Source organism: Streptomyces candidus (genome assembly GCF_014207445.1).
Taxonomy (GTDB): Bacteria; Actinomycetota; Actinomycetes; order Streptomycetales; family Streptomycetaceae; genus Streptomyces; species Streptomyces candidus.
Map to the genome: position 1 here is coordinate 1 of NZ_JACHEM010000051.1, position 4,440 is coordinate 4,440.

Consider the following 4,440-nt stretch of genomic DNA (forward strand, 5'->3'; position numbering starts at 1 on the left):
GCGGTCAACCCGGAGCGTGCCTTCCGAGAGCTGGGCTTCGACTCGCTCACGGCGGTCGAACTGCGCAACCGGCTCAACACCGTGACCGGGCTGCGGCTGCCGGCCACGCTGGTCTTCGACTACCCGACGGTCGAGACACTGGTCGCCCACCTGCTCGACGAATTGCTCGGTGCGGACTCGACAGTGGCTCTCCCGATCGCGGCGTCTGCGCAGTCGGTGGCCGACGACCCGATCGTGGTCGTGGGCATGAGCTGCCGGTACCCGGGAGGGGTGACCTCGCCCGAGGACCTGTGGCGACTGGTCACCGAAGGCAGTGATGTGATCTCGGCCTTCCCGACCAACCGTGGTTGGGACGTCGACGGGCTCTTCGACCCGGACCCCGACCACAAGGGCACCTCCTACACCCGCTCGGGCGGATTCCTGCACGACGCGGGCGAGTTCGACCCGACGTTCTTCGGGATGAGCCCGCGCGAGGCGCTGGCGACCGACTCCCAGCAGCGACTGCTGCTGGAGACGTCGTGGGAGGCGATCGAGCGTTCCGGGATCGACCCGGTGTCGCTGAAGGGCAGTGCCACCGGCGTGTTCGCCGGTGTCATGTACAACGACTACAGCGCAGTGCTGGCAGGCCCGGAGTTCGAGGGCTTCCAGGGCAGTGGCAGCTCCCCCAGTCTGGCGTCGGGCCGGGTGTCGTACACCCTGGGTCTTGAGGGTCCGGCGGTGACGGTGGACACGGCGTGTTCGTCGTCGCTGGTGGCCATGCACTGGGCGATGCAGGCGCTGCGCAGTGGTGAGTGCTCGCTGGCCCTGGCCGGTGGTGTGACGGTGATGTCGACTCCGGCGGTGTTCGTGGACTTCGCCCGGCAGCGGGGTCTGTCGGCCGATGGCCGGTGCAAGGCGTTCTCCGAGTCGGCTGACGGTGTCGGCTGGTCGGAGGGCGTCGGCATGGTGGTGCTGGAGCGGCAGTCCGACGCGGTGCGCAACGGTCACGAGATCCTGGCCGTGGTGCGGGGCAGTGCGGTCAACCAGGACGGTGCGTCCAACGGCCTGACGGCTCCCAACGGTCCCTCGCAGCAGCGTGTGATCCGCCAGGCGCTTGCCAGCGGCGGTCTGTCGATGGACGACGTGGATGTGGTCGAGGCGCATGGTACGGGCACCACGTTGGGTGACCCGATCGAGGCGCAGGCGTTGTTGGCGACGTACGGGCGGGACCGTGACGAGGACCGGCCGTTGCTGCTGGGCTCGGTGAAGTCCAACATCGGCCACACCCAGGCCGCCGCCGGTGTCGCCGGCGTCATCAAGATGGTGATGGCGATGCGGCACGGTGTGCTCCCGCAGACGCTGCACGTGGACGCCCCGTCCTCGCACGTGGACTGGTCCGCGGGCGCCGTGGAGCTGCTGACCGAGTCGACGCCGTGGCCCGAGACCGGCCGCAGGCGCCGCGCCGGCGTCTCGTCCTTCGGTATCAGCGGCACCAACGCGCACGTGATCCTGGAGCAGCCGGCGCACGTCATTCAGGGAACCGTCCTGGACGGTACGGAAACCTCTGCCGCCGAGTCCGGTGGGGCGCCGTGGATTCTCTCCGGCAAGACGCCGGAGGCGCTGCGCGGCCAGGCCGCCAGGCTGCTGGCTTCGTTGGAGGAGCGGCCGGAGCTGCGGCCGGTGGATGTCGGCTATTCGCTGGCCACGGGCCGCTCGAAGTTCGACCACCGCGCGGTGGTGCTGCCGGACGCCTCCGCCGATGCGGTACGAGCCCTCGCGGCTTTGGCATCCGGTGCCCCGCATCCTTCGGTGGTGTCGGGCGCGGTGGCCGGTGGCAGGTCGGCGGTGATGTTCTCGGGCCAGGGCTCGCAGCGGTTGGGGATGGGCCGGGAGCTCTACGGCCGGTTCCCGGTGTTCGCGGACACGCTGGATTCCGTACTCGCGCAGCTCGAAGGCGGGTTGGGCCGTTCGCTGCGGGAGGTGATGTGGGGCGAGGACATCGAACTGCTGAATGAGACGGGCTACACTCAGCCGGCGTTGTTCGCAGTCGAGGTGGCGCTGTTCCGGCTGGTGGAGTCGTGGGGTGTCAAGCCCGATTTCGTGGCCGGGCATTCGATCGGTGAGATCGCGGCGGCGCATGTGGCGGGGGTGTTCTCGCTGGAGGACGCGGCCCGGCTGGTGGTGGCGCGGGCGCAACTGATGCAGGCGCTGCCGACCGGCGGTGCGATGGTCGCGGTGCAGGCGACGGAGGACGAGGTGCTGCCGCTGCTGGCCGAGCGGGAGGGCCAGGTCTCGATCGCCGCGGTCAACGGCCCGTCGTCCGTAGTGATCTCCGGTCATGAGGACGTGGTCCTGGATGTCGCGGCGCGACTGGAGGAAGACGGCCGCAAGGCCACCTGGCTGCGGGTTTCGCACGCGTTCCACTCGCCGTTGATGGATCCGATGCTGGAGGAGTTCCGCACGGTCGCGGAGAGTCTGTCGTATGCCGAGCCGGTCATCCCGGTGGTGTCGAACCTGACCGGGGCGGTGGCGTCGGCCGAGGAGCTGTGCTCGGCCGGGTACTGGGTACGCCACGTCCGCGAGGCCGTGCGCTTCGCCGACGGCATCCGGACCCTCGCCGAACAGGACGTGACCACGTTCCTGGAACTGGGCCCGGACGGGGTGCTCTCCGCCATGGCCCAGGAATCCGCACCTGAGGACGCGGCGCTCGTATCGATGCTCCGCAAGGGCCGGGACGAGGAACTGACCGCGCTCACCGCGCTGGCTCAGCTGCACGTCCGGGGTGTTCCGACAGAGTGGACGGCGTTGTTCACCGGGGCGCGACGGGTTGCTGTACCCACCTATGCCTTCCAACGCCAATGGTTCTGGCCGGCCGGGCCCCTCGGGGGCACTGGGGACGTACGCGCCGCCGGGCTGGAATCCGCTGGACACCCGCTTCTGGGTGCCACGGTTGCATTGGCCGGAACCGAAGGCGCGTTGGTCACGGGGCGACTGTCCGTACAGGCGCACCCGTGGCTCGCCGACCATGTGGTGATGGGCCGGGTCCTCCTTCCGGGGACGGCTCTGCTGGAGCTGGCGATCCGGGCGGGCGACGAGGTCGGCTGTGATCGCGTCGAGGAGCTGACGCTGGCCGCGCCGCTCGTCCTGCCCGACCATGGTGCGGTTCAGGTTCAGGTCGCAGTCGGTGCTCCCGACGAGTCGGGCCGGCGTTCGGTGGAGATTCACTCTCGCCTGGAGGGCTCGGACTCACCCTGGACGCAGCATGCCTCGGGTGCGCTGACCGTTGGTGGCCGGACACCGGTCGACGGTTTCGATACTGCGGTGTGGCCGCCTGCGGGTGCGGAGGCGCTGGACGTCGAGGGCTGCTACGAGCGGTTCGCCGAGCTGGGCTTCGCTTACGGCCCGGTGTTCCAGGGCCTGCGGGCCGCGTGGGTCCGGGGTAATGAGGTCTTCGCCGAGGTGGGCCTGCCGGAGGGCGCGCAGGGTGATGCGGCCGCGTTCGGTCTGCATCCGGCTCTGCTGGACTCGGCGCTGCATGCTTCTCTGCTCGCCGGTGAGGCAAGCGGCGAGGGCGGTGGTGGTCTGCCGTTCTCGTGGGAGGGTGCGTCGCTCGTCGCGTCGGGTGCTTCCGCGCTGCGGGTGCGGATCGCTCCGGTGACCGGCCGGGACGCGGTGTCGATCTCGGTGGCCGACCTGTCCGGGGCGCCGGTCGCCTCGGTCGACTCCCTGCTCGTCCGGGCAGTGACGAAGGAAGAACTGAACGGCTCCGCCGATGGGGGCGCGGACTCACTGTTCGGCCTGCAATGGATGCCGGTGGCGGCGGCGCCCGAGGCGGACGCCCCGGGCTCGGTCGTCGTCCTCGGCCCGGATGCGTTCGGCCTCGCCGAAGTACTGGCCAAGTCCGGTACCAATGTGCAGACATACGCCGATCCGGCGGCGCTGACGGCCGGTGAACCCCCGGTACCGGCCACTGTTCTGCTGAGCATCGCCAGTACGGGCGAGAGCGATGTCGTGGAGTCGGTGCACACACTCACGGCTCAGGTCCTGGCTCTGGTGCAGGGCTGGTTGGCCGAGGAGCGGTTCGCCGGCTCGCGGCTGGTGTTCGTCACCCGCGGCGCTGTGGCCGTGGACGGCGGCACGGTGGCCGACCTGGCGGCGGCCTCCGTATGGGGCCTGGTGCGGACGGCACAGACGGAGAACCCCGGCAGCTTCGGACTGCTGGACCTCGCCACCGGCGCTCCGTCCCCGTCCGCGCTGCGAAAGGCACTCGGCAGCGACGAACCGCAACTGATCATCAGCGACGACATCGTCCGCGCTGGACGACTCACCCGCGTGTCCCTCCCCAGTGACGAGAGTCAGGACGGGAACGAGGCCTCTGTGGTGGGGTTCGGTGAGGGTACGGTCCTGGTTACTGGTGGTACGGGTGGGTTGGGTGCGGTTGTGGCCCGGCATTTGGTGGTG

General features: G+C 70.0%; 1 protein-coding gene. It reads left to right on the forward strand.

Going from position 1 to position 4,440, the window contains the following annotated elements; translation table 11 throughout:
- A partial coding sequence (locus HNQ79_RS32985) for a type I polyketide synthase (RefSeq protein WP_185036669.1) occupies positions 1-4,440 on the forward strand: 4,440 nt, incomplete at both ends.